The following is a 25,323-nucleotide window of genomic DNA, read 5'->3' as shown; positions in this document are numbered from 1 at the left end:
GGAACGGGTTCCATCCGTCAGATTTCATCCACTAGAGATACCTGAGCCAAGCGATCTCGCGTCGGGATGTCTTGACGCGCGAGAACCAGGCCGTCGGCCAGTAGAGGGGCACGACCAGGCCGACGTACCAGACCAGCACCCAGCCGTAATCTGCCACGCCGAACACGCTGCCCTGCGTCGGGGCCCAGATGGCGGCGGCACCGTGATACAGGAGCCGCAGGATCGTCAGGTGGAGCAAGTAGAAGAACATCGGCGCACCGCCGAACACCGCCAGGGCCGAGACGACCGAAGCGTCGCGCATCCGTTCGAGAGCAACCAGGAGCAGCAACCCGATCCCGAGCGTCAGCAGCAGGAACAGCAGCGAGGGGGGATACTTCGTCAGCGCGAGGAAGCTCAAACTGGTCCGAAGCGCGTCGCCCTCGATCACGAAGCAGGGCTTGTCGCCGTAGCCGTTCGCCAGACGCAGGACCATGAAAGCGACGAGCATCCCGCAGCCGAGGGCCAGAAACCGGCGCTCGCGGGTTTGCGCCGCGACGTTGGGCAGGAACCACGGGCCAATTGCGTAGCCGAGCACGATCACGCCGATCCACGGGAGTACCGGATAGGTCGTCTTGGCGACCAGCCCGAACGGCAGCGCGATGACGTCACGCTGGTGCAGCATCGCCCAGACCGCAAAAAACGGTTGGTCAGGCTGGAGGTGGATCGGGTCAAGGAGGTTGTGGCCACCGACGATCAGCAGCCCTACCGCGAATAGAACCGGACGTGGCAGGCCGACCAGCACCGCCAGGACGATCATGCAGACGCCGATGCACCAGATGACCTGCAGCCAGAGCGTCGGACTGGCCACGCCCCAGTACAGTTCCGAGAGGTAGAAGACCTCCAGCGCCATCAGCACGAGCCCACGCTTCAGCAGGTAGGCCCGTGTCTCCGCCAGCGTATGCCTGGTACCGAACAGGTACGCGGCCACGCCGGTCAACGCGATGAAGATGGGTGCGCACAGGCTGACGACGAGGCGGGCTAGGGCCACGGCCGGCAGGGCAGTCCGGGCGTCGACCGGGTCGGCCACGGGTACGTGCAGGAACCAGGTCTCGCGCAGGTGATCGAGGAGCATCAGCACCATCACCAGTCCGCGCAGGGCATCGATGGAGGCGATGCGGCCGGACAGGGTCGATAGACTGGTCGATGCCTCCGGCGGCTCCGGACGCTCGCTCATCAAAACCGTGCCGTCATGCTGACGGTGACCCGCCGCGGCTCACCGACGCCGACCCAGAAGGTGTTGTAGGAGCGCTCGTAGTAGGTCTCGTCGAAAATGTTGTCGACGTTCAGCCCGAAGCGCAGGTTTTCGTAGCGGTAGTAGGCCAGCGCGTCCGTCAGGATGTAACCCGGCAAGCGGAAGCTCTCGACGCCGCTGTCGCCGAGCCGCGAGCCGACCGCTCGGAACCCTCCGCCGATCCCAAAACCCTTCCAGTCGCCGGCCTGGACCTCGTAGATGCCGAGCAGCGAGCCGCTATGGCGTGGAATGTTGAGCAGCGGTGATCCGACCCTCAGCACCTCGTCGCGGGTGACCGCCGCGTCGATGAAGGCGTATCCGCCGATCACCCGGAACTCGGGCGTGATCTGCCCGACCAGGCTGACGTCGAAGCCTTGGCTTCGCACGGCCCCCGCGGCGATCTGGAAGAAGAAGTCCGCCGGGTCGGTGGTGAGCACGTTCTCCTTCTCGATGTGGAAGGCGGCCGCCGTCACGCTGAGGCCGTCGAACAGGTCGAGCTTGGCCCCGACCTCGTAGGCGAAGCCCGTCTCCGGAGCGAAGGGCCGGGACGCGCTGTCGAAGCCGGTGTTGGGGCGGAACGAGGCGGCGACGTTGCCGTAGAGGGCCAGGAACGACAGCGGCTGGTAGACGAGGCCGGCCCGCGGCGAGAAGCCGGTACGGTCCTGCTCGGTCCGTTCGTTCGCGACCTTGTCGCGGAAGGTCTGGTTGTAGAAGTCGGTGCGGTTGCCCAGCAGCAGCTTCCATTCCGGGCTGAGCGCGATCTGGTCCTGGAGGTAGACCGCCGTGTTGCCGACGTTCTCGCTGGCGCTGTAGCGGCGCGTGAACGGAGGCTTGGCCTGCCCGTAGACCGGGTTGAACAGGTCGATGGCGAAGGGGTCGAGGCGCGGGGTCGAGCGCAGGAGGTTCTCGGTGCTGTTGTAGCGCTCGTGCTCCAGGCCGAGCAGCAGGGTGTGGGCGATGGGCCCGGTCTCGAAGCGCCCGACGAGTTCGGCCTGGCCGATGGCGACGCCCCAGGTGAAGTCGTGCTGGCGGAACTCGCGCAGCAGCGTTCGCCCGTCGTCGAGGATCCCGGTCGCGCCGGTCTGCACGCCGGTGAGGCTACCGGTGTTAAGGTGCGTGGCGACTCGCAAATGCCAGTCGGTGTTGAAGGCGTGCTCCAGCCGCACCTGCAGCAGCGCGCTCTCGGACACGGAATCGTCGCCCGGCTCGCCGAAGAAGCGTGAGCGCGGGACGAGGCCGAGGCGGTTGTTCACCGCGACAGTGCCGCGGTCGAAGGTCTGGCGGTTGCGCAGGTACTGCGCCTCGAACGTGATCTTGGTGTCGGGGGTGACCTGCCAGCTCACCACCGGCGCGAGCAGCACCCGATCGCCGTCGACGAAATCTCGAAAGCTGTCCTGGCGGGCGAGCGCGCCGTTGAAGCGATAGAGGACGCTGCCGTCCTCGCTCAACGCACCGCCGGCATCGACCGTGGTGCGGGCGGTGCCGAAGCTGCCGAACAGCGTGCCCATCTCGACGAAGGGTCGGGCTACGGGCTGCTTGGTGAGGATGTTGACGGTGCCGCCCGGATCGCTGCGGCCGTAGAGGGCTCCGGCCGGGCCCTTCAGGACCTCGATGGACTGGACGTTCTGGGTGTCGGGGGCGCCGTTGTAGCCGCGGGCGATGTTGAAGCCGTTCTGGAAGATATCCTGGGTTGCGAAGCCGCGCACCGAGTACAGGGCGAGGTTCTGGGCGCCGAAGTCGTTCTGTTTGCCGACGCCGGGCACGTAGTCGAGCGCGCGCTCGACGCGGGTCGCGGCTGTGTCAATCAGGACTTCCCGGGGGATTACGTCGACCTGCTGCGGTAGGTCGAGGCGGGGCGTGATCGTCTTGGTGCCGCTGTAGAGCTCCGGCACCCGGTAGGTCGGCGTGGCGGTGAGGGTCCCCTCGACCGAGAGCGCGTCGAGCACCACGGCGGTCTCCTCAGAGCGCGCCCCCTGGGCTGCGACGGCGGTGGGGATCGCGCAGGACAGGGCCAGCACGGACATCAGCGGGATGGACGGTGAACGGGACACGTTGATGGGCCTCGGGCGACGGCAGTGGCACGTCAACGCGAACGAGGCCGAACCACGCGCAGTGCGCATGCTTCCGCACCCGCCGGGGCACCCCGCCCAGCGTGTCTCGCGTGTGACCACGACTGACGGCAGGTCTCCTGGCTCGCGGGTCACTGCCCTTCACCGTCTTCCCGAGCGAGGCCGCTCAGTGACGTCGGTGGCGAAGGGCTCGCCGCTTACAGTTGCGGGGGCAGCCGCGGCGTTGGGGCTACCCCCGCACCGCGTTCCCTTTTGATCCTCCGGGGAGGAACCGTCACGGCCGAGCTAACATGCCGACGCCCATGCCCGTCAACGGACCAAGTGCAATGCACGAGGGGTTATGCCCTGCCGGCAACACCTGGGAAGACGGATCGCGCACTCCGTCCGTCAGGTCAGGACCTCGACCTGCTGCGGCGGCAAGCTACGCCACCAAGCGTCCGGGGATCGGAAAACCTCGTAGGTGAACCGGAGGACCTCATCCGGCTGGCGATGCGACGGGTCCACCCGACCACGCTCCGCGTTGCGGGACTTCAGGATCTCCCACGGCACGTCGAACACTTTCCACTCCACGGTGAGTCCGTGTCGGGCGACGATCCCGAGCTCGCGCTCGAACACGGGTCTGGTGAGATGGGTGTCCGCCATCACCACGCTGAAGCCGTTCGTCAGGGCGGCATCCAGGGCCGCTTCCTTGACCCGGTGCAGGAGGTCCCGGGCCGCATCGTCATGTGAGCCCTGCCTGAGTTCCCAGTAGACCTGCCGGTGCGGCGGCCAGAGGGTCTGCCGGAAGTCGTCGAGGGTGAGGTGAACCCAGCCGGCGAGAGGGTCGAAGCGGCGGGCGTAGGTCGTCTTCCCCGCGCCCGGGCAGCCGATCAGGCCGATCACCCTCTGCGGTGCCCCCGGACGATTCCTGCCGGGCACCGTCCGGGTCACGGTCAGGCCGTCGCCTCCGCATCCTCGTCGTCGCTCGCCGAGCCCTCGATGATCTCGCCCCGTAGGTAACGAGCCTGGGCCTCGGCGACCCGCCGTGCGCCCTGGGCGTGGCGGGTCGACACCGTGCCGCCGGGCGCCTCGGGCCCGCCGCGCTTGATGGCCACGAGTTCCGGATCACCCCAATGGTCGAGCATCGCCTGGAACGCTTCGTAGCGGCCGGCATCGAAGGCGATGCGGTCGCCCATCATGTCCTTGTAGGGGTGCGCCGGGTGCAGGCCTCCGCAGGGGACCCAGCCCGCCGGGATCGGCGTCGTGGCGGCATGGGTCCGACCGCTGCGCAGGAGCTTGGGCAGCACATGCGTATGCGGACCTTCAGGACTGGTACCGCCGGGGCCCGGGATCGGAGCATAGACCTCGACGCGCCCGACCCGCGCCAGGAACACCCGGTGCGGGCTCATGGCGACGAGATGCGACCCGATGGGGTTTGCGTGGTCGAACAGGGGCATGCCGACGCCGGCCCGCAGCCGCTCGACGGCCTCCGGATCGCGCACCCGCACACAGGCATCCACGGCGAGCAGGCCGAGGCCGAGGTCGAACAGGATGCCGTCGCGATCCTCGACCCGGGCGGCGTTCCGGTCGGGCCCGAGTTCCGTCACCACGGTCCTGCGGTTCATCGCGCAGGTCGCCTCCGGCAGGCAAAGCGCGATGGCGTGGTTCCAGCCGGACGAAACGGCCGTCTCGTAGGCGACGGGCCGCAGGTCGGAGCTCGGGGTCAGGGCGATGGCCCCGCGCGCGGTCGCAAGTCCCAGGCGATCGTCAGGGAGGGCCAGGACAGGCTCGTCCGGATCGCGCATGAACTCGGCGATGGCACCGAAGCTGCCCAGGCTCCAGGCCGTGGTCGGATCGGCCAGTGCAGCGCGCAGAAGGGCGACGGTGGCATCAGGGCTGGTGGGGGAAGGCTGCATCGATCTCCTCCGGATGTGGCCCTGAACGGCTCCAGGGCAGGATATAGGCGGTTCCGTCCGGTCCAGCCCCTCGGCACGCCGTGACGCCGAAGACGTCCGAGAGCAGCCGGTCGGTCAACGCAACGTCCGGGTGTCCATCGGCAGTGACACGTCCCTCGCCCAGGACCACGATCCGGTCGCAGAATCGGGCCGCGAGGGAGAGGTCGTGCAGGACGGCGACGACGCCGGTGCCGGCCAGGGCCACGCTCCGCAACAACGTCATGGCGTCGAGTTGGTGGGCAGGGTCGAGGGCGGTGATCGGTTCGTCGGCCAACAACCATTCCGCTTCGACGGCAAGCGCCCGCGCCAGCAACACGCGCATCCGCTCGCCCGAGGACAGGGTCGGTTCGGTCCGCTCGGCGAAGCGCGCGACGTCGGTCCGTGTCATCGCTCGGTTTATTGCGGCGTGATCGGTGCCATCGAGGCCACCGAACGCGCGTCGATGCGGCAGCCTGCCGAGGGCGACGAGGTCACGCACCTGCATCGGCCAACCGGCCCCCGCGCCCTGGAACAGGACCGCGATGCGCTTGGCGCGCGCGTCGCGGGAGATGCCCTTGAGCGGCATACCGTCGAGATCCACGCGGCCCTTGGTCGGGGCGACCAAGCCCGCGAGGGTGCGCAGGAGGGTGGTCTTGCCAGCGCCGTTCGGACCGACCAGACCGACGAGGATCCCGCGTTCCAGGGACAGGGTGATATCCGAGAGGATGACACGCCCGCCGAGGCGGACATCGAGAGCTGCGGTCGCGAGGCTCATGCGCCACGACCCCGTTCGCGCATGAGAAGCACGATCAGGAACGGCGCCCCGACCAGTGCCGTGACCACCCCGAGCTTGAGTTCCGGGCGCGTCGCCAGGAGGCGCACGCCCAGATCCGCTGCGAGCACCAGGGCCGCCCCCGCCAGTCCGCTCGGCAGCAGGCTGGCGCCGGGACGCGCGCCAACCAACGGTCGCACCAGATGCGGCACCACGAGGCCGACGAAGCCGATGGCGCCGCTGACGGCGACGCCGCTGCCAACGGCCAGCGCCGCGCCCGTGACGAGGCGCAGGCGCACCGAGACCAGATGGAAGCCGAGGCTCGCGGCCGTGTCCTCGCCGAGCGTCAGGGCATCGAGCGCGCGAGCCGTGGACAGCATCAGGCCCCAGCCCACTGCCATCAGCGGCAGGCAAAGCCAGACATGGTCCATGCTGCGGTCCGCGAGCGACCCCATCAGCCAGAACACGATCTCCAAGGCCGCGTAGGGATTGGGTGAGAGGTTGAGCGCCAGCGCCGTCATGGCACCGGCGAGGCTCGACAGGGCGACGCCGGCGAGGATCAATCCCAGGGTGGTGCCGCCTCTGGCGGCGACAAGGTTCAGGGCGAGCGCCGCCACGGCGGCGCCGGCGATCCCGCCGAGCGGGAGGGCGAGGCTGACGGAGGCCGCGAACCCGCCGTAGAACACAACCACGGCCCCGAGGGCCGCCGCGGAGGAGATGCCGAGGATGCCGGGATCGGCGAGCGGGTTGCGCAGGTAGCCCTGCATCGCCGCCCCGGTCAGCCCGAGGCTGAAGCCGACGAGGGCCCCGAGCAGGGCGCGGGGCAGGCGCAGCTCCCAGAGGACGAGGGCAGGCAGTGTCGCCCGTCCGGCGATGATGTCGCCAGCCGCCGCCGGGACGTCGAAAGGGGCATACCCGACCGCGATGGACGCCAACGTCAAAACGAGAACCAGCAGGCCAAGGAGAACGACGATGCTGCGGGGTCCGACGACCGCGCGTTCGATCCGGGCAGGAGGTGGAATGGGTGCGTTCATGGCTCTGCCCGTTCGCGTGCGGCGGCGGCGAGCAAGGCCACGACCTCGGCAACCTGGGGACCTGGACAGGTCCAGAGCCGGTTCGGAATCGAGACGGTACGACCCTGTCGGCGCAGGGCGTCGAGGACGGGGTGATGCAACAGGGCGTCGGCGAGCGACGGCGCGCCGGGCTCCCCCTCGTCAAGGACGATGAGGTCGGCGTTGGCCAAGGCCGCCGCTTCCAGCGGGACCTGGCCGAAGCGGTCGCGACCGAGTTCGGCCGCGACGTTGACGAGGCCGGCGGCGCGGATGATCGCATCGCCAAGGCTGCCGGGTGCGACCGTGAAGGCATTCGGGCGCATGACGAGTGCCCGCAACGGTTTTGCCGCCGGCACCACCTGCGCCAGCCGCGCGTCGAGGTCCGCGACCATCGCCTCGCCGCGCGCCGGGTGCCCGAGGGCCGCGGCGACGGTCCGGATTTGGGCCCGCACCCCCTCGAAGTCGTTGGGTACGCCGAGTTCGAGAAGGGGGAAGCCGACGCGCTTGAGCAGGCCCACCGTGGTCCGCGTCGTGAAGGCACCGGCCACGACGAGGTCGGGCCGGAGCGCGACGATCTCCTCCGACAGGCCACGGGTCACCGCGATGCCGGTGGCCTCCCGCGCGACGGTGGAGCCGCGCGGGTCATGGGCGAGGTAGGTCACGGCGGTGACCTGGTCGCGGTCGGCGAGCCGCAGGACCAGCTCGTCGGCGCAGAGGTTCATCGAGACGACGTAGACTGGATGCGCCGGCTCGTCTGCCGCCCACCCCGCACCTGACAGACCAGGCCAGACCGCAATCGCTAGCGCAGCCAGCGTCCATCGCATCGACATCGCAATCCTCAGAACGTCGTCACGCGGACGCCGCCGTACACGGCGAGGCCCGGGCCGAGGAAGCCGGTGGGGTTCTCGTAGCGGCGGTCGAACAGGTTATCGATCCGGCCGAACACACTCACCGTCTCGCTGACGTCGTAGTTGATCGCGAGGTTGACCAGGGTGAAGCCCGGGTTCTTCAGCCTCTGGATCGAGAAGTCTCGGTTTCCGTCTACGAAGTGGCCAAGCACGATCACCGTCCCGCTGAAGCTCAGGCCGGGGATCGGCGTCCACTGAGCGGTGGCGCTGCCCTTGTGGCGGGGCCGGCGCAGGAGCTCCTGGTTGGTAATCTCATTCTTGGTCACGGTGTTGGTGTAGTCGACCCGGCCCGAGAGCGTGTCGGTGAACCGGACCGCAACGAAGGCCTCGGCCCCGTAGGATTCGGCTCGCCCGACGTTCTCGTTCGAGGTGAAGCTGGCGTTGGTGTTGATCAGGTTCTTGAAGTCGTTGGCGTAATAGGTCGCGCCGACGAGAACGCGCTCGCCGAGCGGCTGTTCGAAGCCGGCATCGTAGCCGAGGCTCTCTTCCGGCTTGAGGTTGGGGTTGGCGAAGAAGTTGAACGCCGGGAAGCTCTGGAACAGCTGGCTCAGCGTCGGCGCCTTGAAGCCGGTGCCGACGCTGCCTTTGATCCGCGTGTCGGTGAACGGCAGGATGTAGCTCGGGGCGACGCGGAACGTGGTGGCCGGTCCGAAGGCGTCGTTCTCGTCGTGGCGAACGTTGGCGACGAAAGAGGCACGGTCGAACGGCGTTAGCTGTATCTCGCCGTAGCCGGCGGTATTGCCGTTCCTGGCCCGCAGGTTGCCGGAACCGAACGGGTTCGGATCGGTGGTCGACAGGCTCTCGTCGTCACGCTGCGCGCCGAACAGAACGAGGTTGCCGGGCGAGAGCTGGTAGTCGCCGCGGTACTCGTAACGCGTGCGCTCGCCGAGGCCGGCGGTCGGGAGCGGGTTGAACGGGTCGTACGCGTTCTGGACCTGGCGGTTGTAGAGGTTCGAGTAGTTGATCGCGAAGACGTTGTGGAAACCGGCGAACGGCGTCCACTCGGCCTCGTTGCGGGTGAAGACTTGCTGCACGTCCGCCTGGCTGCGCAGGCCGCCCAGCGTCACCGGGAAGGTGCCGTAGTCGTCGCCGCTGAAGAGCAGCTTCGAGTTGATGAACCGCGTGATCGAGTTGATCCGGAACGTGTCGGTGAACTGGTAGCCGAACTTCGCCGAGACGGTCTCGTTGTCGTAGTAGTTCGGGCGGGTCGTCGTTCCTGGGGCGACGAGGTTGGGCGGCGTCACAGGCGTTGCGGCAGCCCGGAGATGCTGGATCGACACCGAGTAGTCGAAGCCGTTTTCCGACCCGCTGATCCGGCCGCTCTGGTTGAACGTCCCGAACGAGCCGCCCTCGATCCGCGCGCTGGCCCTGGCCGGTCCCTCGCCACGTTTCGTCGTGAAGGAGATCGCGCCTCCGATGGCGTCGCTGCCGTAGAGCCCGCTCTGGGGCCCCCTGAGAACCTCGATGCGGGAGAGGTCGTCGGTCAGGAGTTGTCCGAAGTCGAAGGAGCCGTTTGGGTTCGACGGGTCGGTCGCGTCGATGCCGTCGATGAGCACTTTCACGTGGTTCGAGTTCGAGCCGCGGATGAACACCGAGGTCTGGCCGCCCGGGCCGCCGGTCTGCACGACGTTGAGGCCGGGCACCTGTTGCAAGGCGTCCGGTACGGTTCGGCGCTGCTGGGCCTCCAGGGTCTCGGCGGTGAGCACCGTCACACTCGATCCGACCTGATCGACCGGCGTCGGGACGCCGGTGGCGGAGACGGAAAGCTCGGAGAGCGTGACGGCCGCCTCGGCCCCGCGCGGGACGTCGGCGAAGGGCGCGGCGGTCTGCTGCGCGAGTACAGGACCGGGAAGGGAGGCGCAGGCGAGCGCGAGCGTGCGCAGGCACGCGGATCGGGAGGGGAAGGACACGGGACAAGCCTCGGGCGACGTCTGTGGCACGTCACCGCGAACGAGGCCTGGGCGCTTGCCTGCCGTTAGGACAGCCGAACGCCTCGACACCCATCAGGACACCCCGCCCGATGCGTTTCGCGTGTGACCACGACTGACGGCAGGTCTCCTGGCTCGCGGGTCACCGCCCTCTCATCGTCTTCCCAGGCCCAAAGACCCAGTGACGTGTTGATGATGGGCTCGCCGCTTACAGTTGCGGGGGCAGCCGCGGCTTCGGGGAAGCCCTTTCGGACCTCATCCTCACCGCGTTCCCTTTTGATCCTCCGGGGAGGAACCGTCGGGCATACAGGACCTGAGGGAATGGCCCGGCGTCAATGTCGCTTCGGGGTTTTCCGCCCTGTGTGTTCATAACGTTACAAGTCGGGCCTCGGGGTCGATGGCATTCGGTTCGGACCGCGGCAGGCCCCATCCTTTCACGAGGCCGTACACCGCCGGGATCACGACGAGGGTCAGGACGGTCGATGAGACCATGCCGCCGATCATCGGCACCGCGATCCGCTGCATGACCTCCGAGCCGGAGCCCGTGCTCCACAGTATCGGCAGGAGCCCGGCCATGATGGCCACCACCGTCATCATCTTCGGGCGGACCCGTTCGACCGCGCCGACCATGATGGCCCGGCGCAGGTCGTCGCGGGTGAAAGTCCGCCCGTCGCGATCGCATACGGCCCGCACCTCGACCAGCGCGTGGTCGAGGTAGACCAGCATGATCACGCCGGTCTCGGCCGCGACGCCGGCCAGCGCGATGAAGCCGACGGCGACCGCCACCGACAGGTTGAAGCCCATCCACCACATCAGCCAGACGCCCCCGACGAGGGCGAAGGGCAGCGACAGCATGACGATGAGCGTCTCGGTGAGCCTCCGGAAGTTGAGGTAGAGCAGCAGGAACACGATCAGCAGCGTCAGCGGGACCACGACCTTGAGCCGGGCGGTCGCGCGGTCGAGGTACTCGACCTGCCCGCTCCACTGCACGAGGGTGCCTTGGGTGAGCCTGACCTCATTGGCCACCGCCGCCCGCGCCTCGGCGACGTAGCCCCCGAGATCGCGACCCGCGACGTCGACGTAGATGAAGACCGCGAGTTGCCCGTTCTCGGTCCGGATCTGCGTCGGGCCGCGGTTCAACTGCACCTTGGCCACCTCGCCGAGTGGCACCGTTCCCCCGCCCGGGATCGGGACCTGCACCTCGTCCGCGATGGACCGCGGGTCGGACCGGAAGGCCCGGGGGTAGCGCACGTTGACGGTGTAGCGCTCCCGGCCCTCGACGGTGTTGGTGACGCTCTCGCCTCCGAGCGCCATCCCGATCACGTCCTGCACGTCGCCAACCGTCAGCCCGTACCGGCCCAGCGCATCGCGGTCGGGGGTGATGTCGAGGAAGTAGCCGCCCTGGACCCGCTCGGCGTAGGCGCTCGACGTGCCCGGGACCGCCTTCACCACCGCCTCGACCTGGCGGGCGACCTTTTCCATCTCGGTCAGGTCCGTCCCCAGAACCTTGATCCCGACCGGCGTGCGGATGCCGGTCGAGAGCATGTCGATCCGGGCGCGGATCGGCTGGGTCCAGGCATTCGAGACCCCGGGGAACTGGAGCGCGGCGTCCATCTCGGCCTTCAGGCTCGCCGTCGTGACGCCGGGCCGCCACTCCGCTTTCGGCTTCAGGTTGACGATGGTCTCGAACATCTCGCTCGGCGCCGGGTCGGTCGCGGTGTTGGCCCGTCCGGCCTTGCCGTAGACCGAGGCGACCTCGGGAAACGACTTGATGATCCTGTCCTGGGTCGCGAGCAGGTCCCCGGCCTTAGTCACCGAGATGCCCGGCAGGGTGGTCGGCATGTACATCAGGGTGCCCTCGTCGAGATCGGGCATGAACTCCAAGCCGAGCCGGCTCGCCGGCCAAGCCGTCGCCGCCAGGACGACGAGGGCCAATAGGATCGTGAGCACCCGCGCCTGCAGGACGCCCGCGATGAGCGGCCGGTAGCTCCAGATCAGGAACCTGTTCACCGGATTGCGGTGCTCCGGGATGATCCGGCCCCGGACGAACAGCACCATCAACGCCGGGACGAGTGTCAGGGACAGCACCGCCGCCGCGGCCATGGCGAAGGTCTTGGTGAAGGCCAGCGGACCGAACAGACGGCCCTCCTGGCTCTCCAGGGTGAAGATCGGCAGGAAGCTCACGGTGATGATGAGGAGCGAGAAGAACAGCGACGGCCCGACCTCGCTCGCGGCCTCGATCAGGATCTCGACCCGGGGCTTGTCCGGTGGCGCCCGTTCCAGGTGCTTGTGGGCGTTCTCGATCATCACGATGGCCGCGTCGATCATGGCACCCACCGCGATGGCGATGCCGCCGAGGCTCATGATGTTGGCCCCGAGCCCCAAAACCTTCATGCCCGCGAACGCCATGAGGATGCCGACCGGCAGCATCAGGATCGCCACCAGCGCGCTGCGCACGTGGAGCAGGAACACGACGCAGACGAGGGCGACGATGGCGCTCTCCTCGATCAGCGTGCCCTTGAGGGTCTCGATGGCCGCCTCGATCAGGTGCGAGCGGTCGTAGACCGGAAGGATCTCCGCGCCCTTGGGCAGGCTGGCGGCGACCTCGGAAAGCCGGGCCTTCACGTTCTCGATGACGTTCAGGGCGTTGGCCCCGAACCGTTGCAGGACGATCCCGCCGGCGACCTCGCCGTCGCCGTTCATCTCGGTGATGCCGCGGCGCTCGTCCGGACCGAGCTCGACCCGGGCAACGTCCTTCACCCGCAGGGGCGTGCCGGCCTCGGTCCTCAGGACGATGCTCTCGATGTCGGCGACGCTCTTGAGGTAGCCGCGGCCACGGACGACGAACTCGAACTCGGAGAGCTCGACGGTGCGACCGCCGACGTCGGCGTTGCTCGACCGGATCGCCTCCCGGAGCTTGGACAGGGTGATGCCCTGCGCCCGCAGGCGGTTCGGATCGACCACGACGTTGTACTGCTTCACGAAGCCGCCGACGCCGGCGACCTCCGCCACGCCCTCGGCGCGCGACGCCCCGAAGCGGACGACCCAGTCCTGCAGCGACCGGAGCTCGGCCAGCGACCGCTCCTTGGCGACCACGACGTACTGGTAGACCCAGCCGACCCCGGTCGCGTCGGGCCCCAGGGTCGGGGTCACGCCGGCCGGCAGGCGCTTGGCCACGGTGTTCAGGTATTCGAGCACCCGGCTCCGGGCCCAGTACGGGTCGGTGCCGTCCTCGAAGATCACGTAGACGAACGAGACCCCGAAGAACGAGAAGCCACGCACGACCTTGGACCGCGGCACCGTCAACATCGCGGTGGTCAGGGGGTATGTGACCTGATCCTCTATGACCTGCGGCGCCTGCCCGGGGTACTCGGTGTAGACGATGGTCTGGACGTCCGAGAGGTCCGGGATCGCGTCGAGCGGCAGGGTTTTGAGGGCGTAGAGCCCGGCTCCCACCGCGAACACCGTCCCGATCAGGACCAGCACCAGATTCCTCGCCGACCATGCGATCAGGCGGGCGATCATGGCGCCTTCCCTTCGGCCGCAGCCTGCGGCCCGGGATCGAGCTTGGGTTCGGAAAGCCCCTGCAGGGCCGCCTTCAGGTTGCTCTCGGCATCGATGAGGAAGTTCGCCGACGTGACCACGCGGTCGCCCGCGGCGATGCCGTCGCGGATCTCGACGTAGCCGTCGCCGCGGACGCCGAGCCTAACCGGTCGCGGTTCGAAGCGACCATCTCCCTTGTCGAGCAAGACGACTTGTTTCGTGCCGGTGTCGATGACCGCGTCGTCGGGCACCGCCACCGCCGGCTTGTCGCTGCCGGTGGCGATCGTCACGTCGGCGAACATGCCCGGGCGCAGGTCGCCGTTCGGGTTGGGCAGCTCGATCCGCAGGCGGGCGGTCCGGGTCCCCATGGCGAGGTGCGGGTAGATCCGGGTCACCGCGCCGGTGAAGACGCGGTCCGGGAACGTCCGGGCGCGAACGGTCGCCGTCTGGCCCTCCGCCACGGCCGCCAGGTCGCGTTCGGTGACGTCGGCCAGGACCCAGACCCGCGAGTGGTCGACGAGCTTGAACAGGGTGTCGCCGGACTTGGCGCGCATGCCGTCGGAGACGTTGCGCTCGACCACGACGCCGTCGCGGGGCGCCGACCATGTGATGGTCGAGGGCACCTTCCGTGTGCGCTCGATCTCGTCGATGACCTCGGGCGGGATTCCGAGGTTCTCCAGGCGCCGGCGGGCGCCCTCGTAGCCGATGCCGGTGAGGTACTGCGCGGCGGCCGCGTTCATCTCCGGCGAGAACAGGCGCAGGAGCGGCTGGCCCTTGTGGACGTGGTCGCCGGTGGTGACGGCCTCGACCTTCTCGATGAAGGCGTCGGTGCGCATCGCGATGACCGAGATCCGGCGCTCGTCCTCCTCGATGGCGCCCGGCGCGCGCACCGGCATCGACAGGACCCGTCGCTCGGCGACCGCCGTCCGGACCCCGGTGCGCTGGAGCTTGCCCGGCGAGATTTTCACGGTGCCGTCGTCGGTGTCCTCGCCCTCGTAGACGGGGAGGTAGTCCATCCCCATCGAGTCCTTTTTCGGAGTCGGCGAGGTGTCGGGAAGGCCCATCGGGTTGCGATAGAAGCGCACCTTGCGGGCGCTTGCAGGGGGCGTCGCCTGAGCCATGGCCATGTCGCCGGGGCCAGCGTCGGGCATCGCCTCCGCCTCGTCGGGTTCGTCGAAGCGCACGTCCTCGCTCGCGTGGACGGCGCGGTAGTCTCGACCGTCCGCGGTGCGCTTGGGCTCCGCGGCGTAGTCCGGTCTCCCGTCCGGGTCCCGGTAGTAGACGACCGGTCCCGTCGCGTTCACCGCGACCGGTGCCTGCATCGGGGAAGCCGGCCGGGGTGTGCCCGGCAGCCAATGGGCGAAGCCGGTCCGCGCCTGCCGGACGAGCGCCGGCACGGGGCTGCCCTCATGCCCCGCTCCAAATCCCAAAACCCCCGCGGCAAGCGCGGCGAGGGTCCCGGCTGCCCAAGCCGACCGGTTCACTTGGTGGCCTTGAACACCAGCCTGTTCTCGACGGTGCCGGTCTCGCCCTGCACCTTGGCCCCGAGCGAGAGGCGCCAGCCGCCGGCCATCGTCAGCTTCGCCTTGAACCGGTAGACGCCCGGCTCCGGCGACGGCATCTGCTCGATCCTGGAGGTCATCTCCTCCATGCTGTCGGGCGCCATGTCGATGCGCTTGGCGAAGATGACGGCGTTCGGCACGGGCTTGGACGTGCGCTTGTCGACGAGGCGGACGTCGAGGATGGCCTCGCCCTGCCTGGCCTCGTCCTTCACCAGTTGGAACTCGTAGTCCTTGGTGTCGGCCCGGGCCGCGGTGGTCAGGGCGAGGCCGAGCAGCGCAGCCGTGAGGGCGCGCGAAAACGATGTCTTGGACACGGTGGATGATCTCCTGAAAACGATGGGACCCGGGCCTTCAGGCGCGCGGGATCGGCCGGCGCAGGCGCCGGCGGCATCGAATTCAGGCTCGGGGAGGCTCGGTGGGTGGTCCTTGCGACAGGCTGTCGAAGGAGGCGGTGACGCCCCAAATCGGCCCCTCGACGCCGGCAACGCGGCCCGGAAGTCCGACGGCGACCGGCAGGCCGGTGACGACCTTCGCCAGGCAGAGCGCCATCAGCGGGCAGCCCTTCGAGCAGTCGGGCATGTCCGGCCGCTCCTTGGGGCAGCACGGCATCTCGTCCATGGCCATCCCGGCCATGTCGTCCATGGCCTCGTCGGGCATCGCCATGGCGTGACCCTGAACGGCCGTCGGCGCGCGGATGCCCGCGGCGGCCGCGGAGGCGGTCACCGGCGCGAGGGCGAGGCCGAGCACCGCCAGGAGCGGGAGCAGCCGCCGAAGGGCGAGCCAGAAGGTCACGGACGGAGGATGCCACATCGCATGTCGGCGAGGAAGGGACAGGGCATCTGATGCCAACCACGGCGCCGTGCGTCGAGCTATTTCGGCCATCGCGCGTTCGCCATCGGGTCTGAGTCCGTATGGCCGCAGAATGGAGGATAGTCCTTGAGCAAAGTCCCCGATGATGAGCCGCCCGTCGCCCTCGTGACCGGGTCCACGTCCGGCATTGGGGCGGCAATAGCTCGTCGGTTGTCCGGCGATGGCTACGCGGTCGTGTTGCACTCGCGCAATTCCGCGGAGGCGGGACACGCTCTAGCCGCCGAACTCGGGAAGGCCGCATACATCCAGGCCGATCTCGCCGATGACGCCGACAGGGTCCGGCTGGTGCAGCACGCCATCGCCCGGTGGGGCCGCCTTGATGTGTTGGTCAACAACGCAGGCATCAGCCAGGTCATCCCTCACGCCGACCTTAAGGCCGCCTCGCCGGCGGTCTGGCACGCGTTGCACGAGGTCAACGTGGTGGCGCCGTTTCGCCTCGTGGCGGAAGCCGAGACCGCATTGCGGGACGCCGCGCGGCGAGGTCGTCCAGCCTGTGTCGTCAATGTCAGTTCGCACGCCGGGGTTAGACCCAAGGGTGCATCGATCCCCTATGCTGCATCGAAGGCAGCGTTGAACCACATGACCCGGCTGCTCGCCGTATCGTTGGCTCCGGACATTCGGGTGAATGCCGTCGCTCCCGGGTTGGTCGATACACCCTTGACAGCCGATTGGACTGCAGCCCAGGCGCTTTGGCGGGAGCGGTCGCCCATGCGCCGGGCTGCCAAGCCGGAAGACATCGCCCAGGCCGTCGCATTGCTGGTGGCGTCGGACTACCTCACTGGGGAGATTCTTCTCTCGGATGGAGGTTTAAACCTTACGTAGCGCTCGCGCCGCGGTGTCTGGGCCTGATCAACAAGCGCGATCTCGAAACACGCGTGATGTGCAAGATCGATAGGCGTCATGCACCGGGACTCGGTTCAGATCTGGATCAGCCGGATGTTGTTGGTGTTGCCGGTGGTGTGAAACGGAATGCCGGCCGCCGTGACGATCGCGTCGTTGGGCTTGGCAAAGCCCTCCTCCTGAGCGTGACGGCAGGCCTTGGCCGTCATCTCCTCGTATGAGTCGACGTCGTCCGTGTGCACGCTGTGGGCTCCCCAGAGCAGGCAGAGGCGGCGTGAGGTATCAAGGTTCGGCGTTAAAGCCAGGATCGGCACCGCGGGACGCTTGCGCGCGACGCGGGCAGCCGTCGTGCCGCTCGCGGTGTAGGTGACGATCGCGGTGGCGTGGACGGCCTCGGCGAGCGTGGCTGTGGCCGTCGCAACCGCGTGGGGCGGCGTCTCCTCTTCGCCGGGGCTGGTGGCCGCGATGATCGAGCGGTAGAGCTTGTGGCCTTCCACGCTACGGATGATGCGATCCATCATCGCCACCGTCTCGACCGGGTACTGCCCCGTGGCGGATTCGGCCGACAGCATCACCGCGTCCGCCCCGTCGTAGATGGCGGTGGCCACATCCGAGGCCTCGGCGCGGGTCGGTGTCGGGGCCGAGACCATCGAATCGAGCATTTGGGTCGCCACCACCACGGGCTTCACCGCGAGCCGGCAGGCGCGGATCAGCTCCTTCTGCCGCCCGGGCACGTCCTCGTGCGGGATCTCAACCCCGAGGTCGCCGCGCGCCACCATCACCGCGTCGGACAGGCGGATGATGTCGTCGATGCGCTCCAGGGCCTGGGGCTTCTCGACCTTGGTCATGATGCCGGCCCGGTCCCCGATCAACCCGCGCGCCTCGATGACGTCGGAGGGCTTCTGCACGAATGAGAGCGCCACCCAGTCCACCCCGAGTTCGAGGCCGAAGGCGAGATCGGCGCGGTCCTTGGGTGTGAGCGGCGAGACGTCGAGGAGCGTGCCCGGCAGGTTTACGCCCTTGCGGTTCGAGATCGCGCCGGCGGTGATCACCTCGGCCTCGATCGCCGCGGCCTCGATGCCAGTAACGCGCACCCGCACGCGCCCGTCGTCGATGAGCAGGTCCTGGCCGGGCACGACGGCGGCGAAGATCTCCGGGTGATGCAGTGGGATCGCATCTTTGGCCCCCTCGGCGCCTTGCAGGACGAAGCGCACCCGCTCGCCGGCGATAAGGTCGAGGCGGCCACCCAGGACGGTCCCGACACGGATCTTGGGGCCCTGCAGATCCTGCAGGATGCCGATCGGTCGGCCGACCTCGCTCTCCAGGGCGCGGATGGCGGCATGGACCCGGGCGTGGTCGGCCTGGAGGCCGTGGCTGAAGTTGAGGCGGAAGGTATCGACGCCGGCCAGGAACAGGGCCTTCAGCATCTCGGGCGAGGACGAGGCCGGTCCGACGGTGGCGACGATCTTGGCGTAGCGGTGACGGCGCATGATGGGCTCGGCCCGAAGGCCGCCTCTGCAAGAGTGGGTCAGACGATCAGGATCGCGCGGAAGTCGTTCACGTTGGTCAGGGTCGGACCGGTGATGATCTCGTCCCCAAGCGCCTCGAAGAAGCCGTGACCATCGTTCCGGGCGAGGCTGGCATCCAAGCTGAGGCCGAGGCGGGCCGCCCGGGCTATCGTATCCGGTGCGAGCACCGCTCCGGCGACTTCCTCCAGGCCGTCCACGCCATCCGTGTCACCGGCGAGGGCGTGAACCCGGGGGTGGCCACAGAGTTCGACACCGAGTGCCAGCAGGAACTCGACATTGCGGCCTCCGCGCCCTTGCCCACGCACGGTGACGGTGGTCTCCCCGCCGGAGAGCAGGACACAGGGCGCCGAGATCGGCAGGCCATGCTCGGCAACGCTTCGCGCGATGCCGGCCATGACCCGGCCGACCTCACGCGCCTCGCCTTCGATGGCATCGCCGAGGATGCACGCTGCGACGCCGACGTCCTGCGCGCATGCCGCAGCGGCCCGGAGGGCCATGAGCGGCGTCGCGATCATGCGCAGGTCCGGTGCCGCGAGGGCCGGATCCCCGGGCTTCACCGACTCTCCCGCACCGCTTTCCAGCTCCGCCTGCACGGCCGCCGGGGCTTCGATCCGGTACCGAGCGAGGATCGCCAGCGCGTCCGCGCAGGTGGTCGGATCGGGAACGGTAGGCCCGGAAGCGATGTCCAGGGGATCATCTCCGGGCGTGTCCGAGATCAGGAGCGTCACGACCTTGGCCGGATGGCAGGCCGCTGCGAGACGTCCTCCCTTGATCGCCGAGAGGTGCCGTCGAACGCAGTTCATCTCGCCGATGGTGGCACCGGATCTCAGGAGCGCGCGGTTCACTGCCTGCTTGTCGCTCAAAGTCAGGCCTGGCGCGGGTCGAGAGAGCAGGGACGAGCCGCCGCCCGAGATCAGGCAGAGGACGAGGTCATCGGGCGTGAGCCCGGCGACCAGGTCGAGGATGCGTCCGGCGGCGGCCTCGCCGGCGGCGTCCGGAACGGGATGGGCCGCCTCGACCACCTCGATCCGCTTGGTGGGTGCGCCGTGCCCGTAGCGCGTGACGACGAGCCCGGAGATTTCGCCCTGCCAGGCCGCTTCGACGGCCTGGGCCATCGAGGCGGCGGCCTTGCCGGCTCCGACGACGACGGTGCGTCCTCGTGGCGGTTCCGGCAAATGCCGGGCAAGGCTCACGGCCGGATCGGCCGCGGCCACGGCAGCCGCAAATAGCTGCCGCAGGAGATCCCCGGGCTCGACCACGGCCCTACTCGTTGTCGCCTTGAACGGCCGCGATCACCGCGTCGGTCACCATGCGGGTCGTGGCGTTGCCGCCGAGATCCGGCGTGTGCAGGCGCGGATCGGCCGTCACCCGCTCGACGGCGCGCATGAGGCGGTCGGCGGCCGGCTTCTCGCCGAGGTGCTCCAGCATCTGGCAGGCGGTCCAGAAGGTGGCGATCGGGTTGGCGATGCCCTTGCCGGTGATGTCGAAGGCCGACCCGTGGATCGGCTCGAACATCGACGGGTAGGTGCGCTCCGGGTTGAGGTTGGCGGTCGGCGCGATGCCGAGCGAACCGGCGAGCGCCGCCGCGAGGTCCGAGAGGATGTCGGCGTGCAGGTTGGTGGCGACGATGGTGTCGAGCGTCTGCGGCTTCATCGTCATGCGCATGGTCATCGCGTCGACCAGCATCTTGTCCCAGGTCACATCGGGGAAGTCGGCGGCGACCTCGGCCGCGATCTCGTCCCACATCACCATCGCGTGACGCTGGGCGTTCGACTTCGTCACCACGGTCAGGAGCTTGCGCGGACGCGACTGTGCCAGCTTGAAGGCGAAGCGGATGATCCGGTCGACGCCGGAGCGGGTCATCATCGAGACGTCGGTGGCGACCTCGTTCGGGTGGCCCTGGTGGACCCGGCCGCCGACGCCGGCATACTCGCCCTCCGAGTTCTCGCGCACGATCACCCAGTCGAGCTCGGGACCCGAGACGTTGCGCAGTGGCGAGGTGATGCCGGGCAGGATGCGTGTCGGGCGGACGTTGGCGTACTGGTCGAAGGGCTGGCAGATCGCGAGCCGCAGGCCCCAGAGGGTGATGTGGTCGGGCACGTCCGGCGCGCCGACCGCGCCGAAGAAGATCGCGTCATGGTTGCGGATCTGGTCACGGCCGTCGGCGGGCATCATCACGCCGTGCTTCTTGTAGTAGTCCGAACCCCAGTCGAAGTGGTCGAACTTGAAGGTGAAGCTGCCGGCCTTCTCGGCCAGCACGTCGAGCACCTCGATGCCGGCGGCGATGACCTCGACGCCGATGCCGTCGGCGGGGATCGCGGCGATGTTGTAGGTCTTGGTCATGACAGGTCTCCGTTGGGACGTTGGGGTGTGGGAACGAGGCAGGGGTTCAGCGCGCGATGGCGCTGGCAGGCTCGGCGCGCCGACCCGAGCGGGCGACGGCGAGGGTGACGACGGCGGAGAGGACGAGCAGCGCCGCGACGAAGACGAGACCGCCCGTGAAGCTGCCGGTCAGGTCCTTGATCCATCCGATCGCCCACGGACCGACGAAGCCGCCGAGGTTGCCGACCGAGTTGATCGTGGCGATGCCGACGGCCGCTCCGGAGCCGGACAGGAACATCGTCGGCATGGCCCAGAGCGGCGGCTTGGCCGCGCTGATGCCGACGTTGACGAGGCTGAGCGCGGCGACGACCGTAACGGCCGAGGCCGCACCGCCTGCCAGCAGCAGGCCGGCCGAGGCGACGAGGCAAGCGATCACGACGTGCCAGGTGCGCTCACCGGTCCTGTCCGAGTGGCGCGCCCAGAGGATCATGGCAACGATCGCGATGGTGGGCGGCACACCGTTGAGGAATCCGACGGCCATCGTCGACAGCCCGAAGCTCTTGATGATCTGCGGCGCCCAGATGCCGAGCGTGTAGAGGCCGGCCGATGTGCCGAAGTAGACGAGCGCGAGTGCCAGCACACGGATGTCGGTCATGCCGGCCAGGATGCCGTGGCTGGCGACCACCTTCTTGCGGGCGTGCTCCTCGTTCATCTCCGCGACGAGCCAAGTCCGCTGGTCCGCGGTCAGCCACTTCGCCTTCTCGGGACGGTCCGTCATGTAGAACAGCACGACCACGCCGAGGATGACGGCGGGGATGGCCTCGATGATGAACATCCACTGCCAGCCGTGAAGGCCGAGGACGCCTTCCATCGCGAGCAAGGCACCTGACAAGGGTGAGCCGATCAGCACCGAGACGGGAGCCGCCGCCATGAACAGGGAGACGACACCCGCGCGGTACCGGGCCGGAAACCAATAGGTCAGGTACAGGATGATGCCGGGGAAGAAGCCGGCCTCCGCCGCGCCGAGCAGGAAGCGCAGGGCATAGAAGCTTTTCTCGCCTTCGATGAAGGCGAAGGCACCCGATAGCATCCCCCAGGTGATCATCACGCGGGCGATCCAAAGTCTCGCGCCGACCTTGTCGAGGACGATGTTGGAAGGCACCTCGAAGAGAAAATACCCGAAGAAAAAGATGCCGGCCCCGAACCCGAACACGGATGAGGAGAAGCCGAGATCCTTGTTCATCGTCAGTGCGGCGAACCCGATGTTCACCCGGTCGATGAAGGCGATGAAGTAGAGCAGGCAGATAAAGGGGACCAGGCGCCATGCGACCCTGCGCATGGTCGCCCGCTCAAGCGAAGCGTCCATCGTTTCCTCCTGGGATGGCCAGCCTGCGTTGGTCTTTGAGCGCCAACTTGCATGCAAGGTGGGATGAGATGCGCATTATCGTGCAAGGCTGTCAACTCTCATATTGCAGCTTGCATGGAAGATGGTACGACAGTTGGCAGTGGAGAGTGCGATGAACCGGGTACGGACAGCGGCGAAAACAAAGGACGATCAGGAGGTTGAGCGTCGACCATCACTGGTCGACGACGCCTACCTGGCAATGAAGCAGGCCATCCAGGATTCGAGCTTTACGCCGGGCTACCAGGCGTCGGAGCAGGAGATCGCCTTGCGTCTCGGGATGAGCCGCACCCCCGTCCACGAGGCGGTGATTCGCCTTCAGGAGGACGGTCTCGTCCGCGTGCTGCCGCGCCGCGGCGTCCTGATCTGTGCCCTCGCTCCGGAGGACATGCGGGAGATCTACGACGTCATCATCGCGGTTGAAGGACGTGCGGCCGAACTGCTCGCCGAACGGTCTGACGCCGAGCGTGCGGCCATCTGTGGGGAACTCGCCGACCAGACCGAGGCCATGGCCGAGGCGTGGAAGACCGGAGACTTTCTGACCTGGGGGCAGGCAGATGCCGGTTTCCACCGATTACTCGTCGAGCGGGCGGGGAACGGGCGAATGAACCGCATCATCCAGACGATCAACGATCAGTCACATCGCGCCCGCATGCTAACACTCAAGCTTCGACGGGAGCTTGGAGCATCTGTTGCCGAGCACTGTGAGATCATCGATGCGATCCGGATTGGCAATGCGATGCAGGCGCAGAACTCTACGCATCATCACCGACTGCGCGCCCGCGACGAGCTTCTTCCTCTACTTGAGAGTTTTGGTCTGAAGCATCTCTAAAGCACTCACACGCCTGCTTCTGTCGTGCGATTGGGTCAACTGCTCAGGCGTAATTGGGTCGGGACCCGCCCGTCTGCGCCACGGCCAAGAGGAGTGGAAGGGAGACCGTATCCTTGACTGCGTTTCGACCGAAGCGGTCATCCACCGGCCTCAATCCCCGACAGCACATGTCACATTCGCGGACCCGGTCTCGTCCCTGTGTGGAGGCGCGCGTTTCCGGATCCTGGTGAGCCGGATGTCCGCGCATCCCATCGAGGGGCGACCATGGACACTTCAATGACCGGCCAAACCGATACGAGAGATCCTCACCGAGCGCGTCCAAGTTCGGAGGAGTTGGTGCCGTCACGATACGCGGTGCGCATCGGCGAGATCGACGTGCTGGTCGTCAGCGATGGGGTCTTGCCCCTTCCGACGGCAATGCTCGCTCACAATGCGGACCCAGCGCTTCGGGCGGAATGGCTGGACGACATGTTCCTAGCGCCGGACGCATTCGACTGGCCGCTGAACGCCGTCCTGGTGCAGCGCGGCGAGCAGGTTAGTCTTCGAGCGGTAGGCGGTGTCGGCCCATACGTCGCTCGCCGTGTTGGTCGCGTCGAGGACGTTGGCCAGTTGTGCCCCGTCGTGGGCGGCCGCGCTGGTCACGGTGAAGCGGCGGACGAACCCGTGCTTGCGGTCGATCGAGACGTGGGTCTTGTAGTCGAACATCGGAACGGCGATCTCGACCTTGGCCTTGGTGCCGTCCGCCTTTGCGGGCCGCGCCTTGGCCCGCTTCAGGGTCCAGCGGGCATCGCGGTCTCATCTCGCGCCAGCTTCTTCGGTTTGGCCGCCCACGCGTCAGGGATCTTGCCCTCCCTGAGAGCCGCCTTCTCCGCATCGGTGTTGCGCTGACGCGGAGCTGCGATGATCGAGGCATCGATGATCTGCCCCGACATCGCGAGGTAACCCTTGCCCTTCAACCAGGCGTCGAAGGCTGCAAACAGCTCGTCGATCGCGCCGGCCCGGGTCAGGTGCTCCCGGAACAGCCACACCGTCTTGGCGTCGGGCACGCCATCCTCGAAGCCGAGACCGAGGAAGCGCATGAACGAGAGCCGATCCCGGATCTGGAACTCGGTGGCGTCGTCCGAGAGCGTGTAGAGTGTCTGAAGGACCAGGATCTTGAACATCAGGACCGGGTCGTAGGGCGGGCGGCCCCCCTTCGACCCATCGGACCGCTTCAGTGCGGTGGCCAACTTCGGGCGGAAAGCCTCGAAGTCGATCAAGGCCGCGAGCTTCACCAGCGGGTCGCCGTTCTCCGACAGACGCTGATAGCGCTCATCCAAATCGAAGACCCCTGGCTGACCCATCCGAGCCTCCCCAACGCCGACAGCATCAGGGAATCACGACACCGCACCGTACGGAAGGGGGTGTTTCGAGGTGTCCGTTCGACTAGTTCTTGGCGATTGGCTGGCTAAACGCGCATAAAGCGACTTGTTTCTGAGTAGAGAAAATGACAAAACTGAAAATTATCTCCCTTGCAAGAGCTACTTCTGCTTCACAACCATAAACTTCAGCACTCCAACGCCAACGTAGACGACTACCACCGCCAAAATATACTTCCAAGTGAACTTTCCGGCGGCATATATACCAAGCAGTGCAGCGCCTGCGGGTGGAGCAGCTACCAGGGCGGCTTGAATGATACGGTTACGCCGATCTGCCTCAGAAGTGATTGGCAACTCGAAACGAAGCTTCCATTTGCGCTTGTCGTCTGTGCTCAGTGAAGGTTCATGTAAGAAACTCAGGAAAGAAGGCGTTTGCACGTCCGGCCCTGTGCCTTGCACGATAAAAGCCTGCTTATCATAGTCAGAATCAAGGGTCATCGCGCTTTGCGAAATGACCTTGATGGCATCGGAACTGGCAGAAATGCTGAGAACATCACTGTTTTCGACTGCAGACGGGGAGAAGTAGCTGACGTGGATGTAGTAAGGTACGCCGGCGCTCAGTGACATGCCCGTTGTGTACTGCTGATGCCCGGCATCGTCCTGGCTTACGCCATACACTCGAAAAAAGCGGCCGTACTTGGCATCCTTGAAGCCGTCAGAGCCTCCCAGCTGGGTGACGATCCTTTGCCAGGTATCATCGGAATTCGACGACTTAAATTTCGGGTCATCGATTTTCCCGAAGAAGTATCTCACCCTCTCCCACTTGGACGCAGACTGCCCGCTGGGGACAGGGATTTCTCGGTTCAATCCCTCGAACCTGCTCTGGACGTCGACGTCCTCGGCGATGTCGGGAAAGGCTGACAGCCCGAGGTCGAGGGTCATGAACCCTCCGACTACCTCGACCTTCTCGATGCGTGCGAACCGAGTTGGGACGATGCTGGGGAACAGCTCCATCTTCGAGGCGTCCAGGAAGCAGATGAGTGCCGTTTGCCCATTGAGCTTCCCCGTCGACGCTACGGCCAGAACCTTCGGATCGACGATCTTGGTCGCATACCTGAAACGGATGATCGCACCGGGCGGCATGGACACCGAA

Annotated in this window: 19 protein-coding genes, 1 pseudogene and 2 riboswitches; of the genes and pseudogenes, 2 read left to right on the top strand and 18 right to left on the bottom strand. The window is 67.4% G+C overall.

Annotation, left to right across the window (positions count from 1 at the left end; genetic code table 11):
- Positions 1–31: 31 nt before the first annotated feature.
- The 12 genes from MKK69_RS23000 to MKK69_RS22945 form a co-directional block, all read right to left on the bottom strand.
- Positions 32–1,213 (bottom strand): DUF1624 domain-containing protein, encoded by a 1,182-nt coding sequence (locus MKK69_RS23000; protein WP_147750023.1) that lies wholly within the window; start codon positions 1,211–1,213, stop codon positions 32–34.
- On the bottom strand, positions 1,213–3,294 hold the full coding sequence (locus MKK69_RS22995; protein ID WP_279598572.1) for a TonB-dependent siderophore receptor: 2,082 nt from the start codon (positions 3,292–3,294) through the stop codon (positions 1,213–1,215). Before MKK69_RS22995 ends, MKK69_RS23000 begins: the two co-directional genes overlap by 1 nt.
- Positions 3,295–3,430: 136 nt before the next feature.
- A riboswitch (cobalamin riboswitch) is annotated at positions 3,431–3,630 on the bottom strand.
- Between the two features lie 96 nt (positions 3,631–3,726).
- The gene (locus MKK69_RS22990; protein WP_243971732.1) at positions 3,727–4,269 is read right to left on the bottom strand and encodes an AAA family ATPase; all 543 of its coding nucleotides are present in this window, start codon (positions 4,267–4,269) and stop codon (positions 3,727–3,729) included.
- A 2-nt stretch (positions 4,270–4,271) separates the two neighbouring features.
- Positions 4,272–5,234, bottom strand: coding sequence for a DUF6925 family protein (locus MKK69_RS22985; protein WP_147750021.1), 963 nt, complete (start codon positions 5,232–5,234; stop codon positions 4,272–4,274).
- Complete coding sequence (locus MKK69_RS22980; RefSeq protein WP_147750020.1) at positions 5,209–6,027, bottom strand: ABC transporter ATP-binding protein; 819 nt, start codon at positions 6,025–6,027, stop codon at positions 5,209–5,211. Before MKK69_RS22980 ends, MKK69_RS22985 begins: the two co-directional genes overlap by 26 nt.
- A complete protein-coding gene (locus MKK69_RS22975; protein ID WP_147750019.1) occupies positions 6,024–7,058 on the bottom strand; it encodes a FecCD family ABC transporter permease in 1,035 nt (344 codons plus the stop codon). Before MKK69_RS22975 ends, MKK69_RS22980 begins: the two co-directional genes overlap by 4 nt.
- Complete coding sequence (locus MKK69_RS22970; RefSeq protein ID WP_147750018.1) at positions 7,055–7,906, bottom strand: ABC transporter substrate-binding protein; 852 nt, start codon at positions 7,904–7,906, stop codon at positions 7,055–7,057. The genes MKK69_RS22975 and MKK69_RS22970 overlap by 4 nt, the downstream gene beginning before the upstream one ends.
- 8 nt (positions 7,907–7,914) lie before the next feature.
- A complete protein-coding gene (locus MKK69_RS22965; RefSeq protein ID WP_147750017.1) occupies positions 7,915–9,894 on the bottom strand; it encodes a TonB-dependent receptor plug domain-containing protein in 1,980 nt (659 codons plus the stop codon).
- Positions 9,895–10,014: 120 nt separating this feature from the next.
- Positions 10,015–10,227, bottom strand: a riboswitch (cobalamin riboswitch).
- 51 nt (positions 10,228–10,278) lie between these two features.
- Positions 10,279–13,437, bottom strand: coding sequence for an efflux RND transporter permease subunit (locus MKK69_RS22960; RefSeq protein WP_147750016.1), 3,159 nt, complete (start codon positions 13,435–13,437; stop codon positions 10,279–10,281).
- Positions 13,434–14,939 (bottom strand): efflux RND transporter periplasmic adaptor subunit, encoded by a 1,506-nt coding sequence (locus tag MKK69_RS22955; RefSeq protein WP_147750015.1) that lies wholly within the window; start codon positions 14,937–14,939, stop codon positions 13,434–13,436. The genes MKK69_RS22960 and MKK69_RS22955 overlap by 4 nt, the downstream gene beginning before the upstream one ends.
- Positions 14,936–15,331, bottom strand: coding sequence for a FixH family protein (locus MKK69_RS22950; RefSeq protein ID WP_147750014.1), 396 nt, complete (start codon positions 15,329–15,331; stop codon positions 14,936–14,938). The genes MKK69_RS22955 and MKK69_RS22950 overlap by 4 nt, the downstream gene beginning before the upstream one ends.
- Before the next feature lie 82 nt (positions 15,332–15,413).
- Positions 15,414–15,809, bottom strand: a complete 396-nt coding sequence (locus tag MKK69_RS22945) for a hypothetical protein (protein ID WP_147750067.1) — start codon at positions 15,807–15,809, stop codon at positions 15,414–15,416.
- Between the two features lie 144 nt (positions 15,810–15,953).
- Between MKK69_RS22945 and MKK69_RS22940 the strand changes: the two genes are divergently transcribed.
- Positions 15,954–16,709 (top strand): SDR family NAD(P)-dependent oxidoreductase, encoded by a 756-nt coding sequence (locus MKK69_RS22940; protein ID WP_147750013.1) that lies wholly within the window; start codon positions 15,954–15,956, stop codon positions 16,707–16,709.
- A gap of 95 nt (positions 16,710–16,804) precedes the next feature.
- Here MKK69_RS22940 and pyk read toward each other — a convergent pair whose 3' ends face one another.
- Genes pyk through MKK69_RS22920 form a run of 4 tightly spaced genes read right to left on the bottom strand, consistent with a single transcriptional unit; the run spans position 16,805 to position 21,944 of the window.
- On the bottom strand, positions 16,805–18,217 hold the full coding sequence (gene pyk / locus MKK69_RS22935; RefSeq protein ID WP_243971730.1) for a pyruvate kinase: 1,413 nt from the start codon (positions 18,215–18,217) through the stop codon (positions 16,805–16,807).
- Positions 18,218–18,255: 38 nt separating this feature from the next.
- The gene (locus MKK69_RS22930) at positions 18,256–19,515 is read right to left on the bottom strand and encodes a glycerate kinase (protein WP_147750011.1); all 1,260 of its coding nucleotides are present in this window, start codon (positions 19,513–19,515) and stop codon (positions 18,256–18,258) included.
- Positions 19,516–19,519: 4 nt separating this feature from the next.
- Positions 19,520–20,599 carry a tartrate dehydrogenase gene (locus MKK69_RS22925; RefSeq protein ID WP_147750010.1) on the bottom strand — a complete coding sequence of 360 codons (1,080 nt, stop codon included), beginning with the start codon at positions 20,597–20,599 and terminating at the stop codon, positions 19,520–19,522.
- 46 nt (positions 20,600–20,645) lie between these two features.
- On the bottom strand, positions 20,646–21,944 hold the full coding sequence (locus tag MKK69_RS22920) for an MFS transporter (protein ID WP_147750009.1): 1,299 nt from the start codon (positions 21,942–21,944) through the stop codon (positions 20,646–20,648).
- Positions 21,945–22,095: 151 nt separating this feature from the next.
- Here MKK69_RS22920 and MKK69_RS22915 point away from each other — a divergent pair, with 151 nt between their 5' ends.
- Positions 22,096–22,812: a GntR family transcriptional regulator gene (locus MKK69_RS22915; protein ID WP_147750008.1), complete on the top strand. Its 717-nt coding sequence runs from the start codon at positions 22,096–22,098 to the stop codon at positions 22,810–22,812.
- A gap of 481 nt (positions 22,813–23,293) precedes the next feature.
- Here the strand turns inward: MKK69_RS22915 and MKK69_RS22905 are convergent.
- Together MKK69_RS22905 and MKK69_RS22900 are read right to left on the bottom strand one after the other, a co-directional pair.
- A pseudogene (locus MKK69_RS22905) lies at positions 23,294–24,155 on the bottom strand (IS5 family transposase); the annotation flags it as partial.
- A gap of 177 nt (positions 24,156–24,332) precedes the next feature.
- The gene (locus MKK69_RS22900; RefSeq protein ID WP_147750005.1) at positions 24,333–25,319 is read right to left on the bottom strand and encodes a hypothetical protein; all 987 of its coding nucleotides are present in this window, start codon (positions 25,317–25,319) and stop codon (positions 24,333–24,335) included.
- Positions 25,320–25,323 lie beyond the last annotated feature (4 nt).

Source organism: Methylobacterium sp. J-026, assembly GCF_022829585.1.
Taxonomy (GTDB): domain Bacteria; phylum Pseudomonadota; class Alphaproteobacteria; order Rhizobiales; family Beijerinckiaceae; genus Methylobacterium.
The sequence above is the reverse complement of the archived record's forward strand: the minus strand, read 5'-3'. Positions and strand labels throughout refer to the sequence as shown.

Excerpts from the sequence above, each read along its gene's own strand:
- MKK69_RS23000 (WP_147750023.1), bottom strand. The coding sequence starts at position 1,213 with ATGAGCGAGCGTCCGGAGCCGCCGGAGGCATCGACCAGTCTATCGACC.
- MKK69_RS22995 (WP_279598572.1), bottom strand. The coding sequence starts at position 3,294 with ATGTCCGTGCTGGCCCTGTCCTGCGCGATCCCCACCGCCGTCGCAGCC.
- MKK69_RS22985 (WP_147750021.1), bottom strand. The coding sequence starts at position 5,234 with ATGCAGCCTTCCCCCACCAGCCCTGATGCCACCGTCGCCCTTCTGCGC.
- MKK69_RS22980 (WP_147750020.1), bottom strand. The coding sequence starts at position 6,027 with ATGAGCCTCGCGACCGCAGCTCTCGATGTCCGCCTCGGCGGGCGTGTC.
- MKK69_RS22975 (WP_147750019.1), bottom strand. The coding sequence starts at position 7,058 with ATGAACGCACCCATTCCACCTCCTGCCCGGATCGAACGCGCGGTCGTC.
- MKK69_RS22970 (WP_147750018.1), bottom strand. The coding sequence starts at position 7,906 with ATGTCGATGCGATGGACGCTGGCTGCGCTAGCGATTGCGGTCTGGCCT.
- MKK69_RS22960 (WP_147750016.1), bottom strand. The coding sequence starts at position 13,437 with ATGATCGCCCGCCTGATCGCATGGTCGGCGAGGAATCTGGTGCTGGTC.
- pyk (WP_243971730.1), bottom strand. The coding sequence starts at position 18,217 with ATGCGCCGTCACCGCTACGCCAAGATCGTCGCCACCGTCGGACCGGCC.
- MKK69_RS22925 (WP_147750010.1), bottom strand. The coding sequence starts at position 20,599 with ATGACCAAGACCTACAACATCGCCGCGATCCCCGCCGACGGCATCGGC.
- MKK69_RS22920 (WP_147750009.1), bottom strand. The coding sequence starts at position 21,944 with ATGGACGCTTCGCTTGAGCGGGCGACCATGCGCAGGGTCGCATGGCGC.
- MKK69_RS22915 (WP_147750008.1), top strand. The coding sequence starts at position 22,096 with ATGAACCGGGTACGGACAGCGGCGAAAACAAAGGACGATCAGGAGGTT.